The sequence below is a fragment of the Mesorhizobium sp. P5_C1 genome (genome assembly GCF_054049815.1).
Window position 1 is genome coordinate 1 of sequence record NZ_JBFULQ010000804.1, and the last position, 1,892, is coordinate 1,892.

1 protein-coding gene is annotated in these 1,892 nt (G+C 57.5%); it reads left to right on the forward strand.

Going from position 1 to position 1,892, the window contains the following annotated elements; genetic code table 11:
• Window positions 1-364: 364 nt before the first annotated feature.
• Window positions 365-1,855 carry an aldehyde dehydrogenase gene (locus ACXJ7R_RS31465; protein ID WP_457155212.1) on the forward strand — a complete coding sequence of 497 codons (1,491 nt, stop codon included), beginning with the start codon at window positions 365-367 and terminating at the stop codon, window positions 1,853-1,855.
• The last annotated feature ends 37 nt before the right edge of the window (window positions 1,856-1,892 follow it).

Here is a 1,892-nt window from a genome sequence, read left to right on the forward strand (position 1 = left end):
ATCGACACCAACCGAGAGATTAATGTCGCAGTGGTCAAGCGCCTGGCGGAGAAATTATCCAAGGTCCTCGAGAAACAATTCCGGCATACGTTAAAAATTACAGACTGAATTCAGACTCCTTTGTTTGGGTGGCAGCGTTCGGTAGTAACCGAAGCGCTGTTTTTGGTGCGGGTTGTTATAAAGATTGCTTTTTCGTGTAACGTCCGGAAATCTTCACAAGAAATATCTAACGAACGTCATCGAGGAGCTCGTTTTCAGAGATTCAATCTTGTGATCGCGATCTTATGTTGACAGCAAGCGGTCGACAGGCCTATTTTCTCGTTAATTGGATCATTGTATCGATTATCGAGAAAGGCCACTCTCCATGAGCGCGATCGACTGGCGTCAAGCCGCCTCAAATCTCAATCTCCGCAAGCAGGCATTCATTGGCGGAAAATTCGTCGACGCCGTGTCGGGTGGCGTGTTCGACGCGATCAATCCCGCCAATGGAACAACGCTCGCCCAAATAGCGTCGTGCGACGCGGCGGATGTCGATCTGGCGGTACGTTCCGCGCGCCAGGCTTTCGACTCTGGTTCGTGGTCGCGGCGCTCGCCGAGCGAACGCAAGAAAGTGCTGCAGCGGTTCGCCGATCTGATGCATCAGCACGGTGATGAACTGGCCTTGCTCGAGACCTTGAACATGGGCAAGCCGATTTCTGACGCACGTTCCGTCGACGTCCCGGCATCGGCCAATACGATCGCCTGGTACGCCGAGGCGATCGACAAGATCTACGACGAAATTGCCCCGACCGGCAGCGGCGCATTGGGCATGATTACGCGTGAGCCCGTAGGCGTTGTGGCGGCCGTCGTTCCGTGGAATTTCCCTTTGCTGATGGCATGCTGGAAACTCGGGCCAGCGCTCGCGGCAGGCAACTCAGTCATTCTCAAGCCGGCAGAGCAGTCGCCGCTTTCCGCGATCAGGCTCGCGGAACTCGCGGCGGAGGCTGGCATTCCCGATGGCGTGTTCAACGTCGTCACCGGCCTTGGCGAGACCGCGGGCAAGGCGCTTGGCCTGCACATGGATGTCGACGCGGTGACGTTCACTGGTTCGACCGAGGTCGGCAAGCTCTTCATGAGCTATTCCGCCCAGTCGAACATGAAACGCGTGGCGCTCGAATGCGGTGGCAAAACTCCACATATCGTGATGGCCGATTGTGGCAACCTCGACGAAGCCGCGACAGCGGCGGCCTATGGCATCTTCTTCAACCAGGGTGAAGTCTGTAACGCCGGTTCGCGCCTGCTGGTCGACGCCAAAATCAAGGATGTGTTTCTCGAGAAGGTGATTGCTGTCGGGAAAACGCTTACGGTTGGCGATCCCCTCGATGCGGCGACGAAGCTGGGCGCCATGGTCAGCCAGGTTCAAATGGATCGTGTGCTCGATTACATCGATATCGGCTCCAAGGAGGGAGCTGAGCTCAAGTCCGGCGGCAAGCGTGTGCTCAGCGAGACCGGCGGCTACTATATCGAGCCGACCGTCTTCGACAATGTCAGCAACAAGATGCGGATTGCGCAGGAGGAGATTTTTGGCCCCGTCCTCGCCACCATCTCATTTTCCGGGGCGGAGGAGGCGGTCGCGCTCGCCAACGACACCATCTATGGCCTGGCCGCCGCGGTGTGGACCGACAACATCGACGTCGCGCTGTCCACCGCTCGCCGGCTGAGAGCGGGCTCTGTCTGGGTCAACAACTTTGATGAGAGCAACATAACGATGCCCTTTGGCGGTTACAAGCAGTCCGGCTTCGGACGGGACAAATCGCTGCATGCGATCGACAAATACACCGAACTCAAGGCAACCTGGATCAAGATCCGCGCCTGACGATCGTCCTGGCTTCATCCACCGACTAAGCACGCCC

Bases quoted from the DNA above. Each gene is read 5' to 3' on its own strand.
- ACXJ7R_RS31465 (WP_457155212.1), top strand. From the start codon at position 365: ATGAGCGCGATCGACTGGCGTCAAGCCGCCTCAAATCTCAATCTCCGC.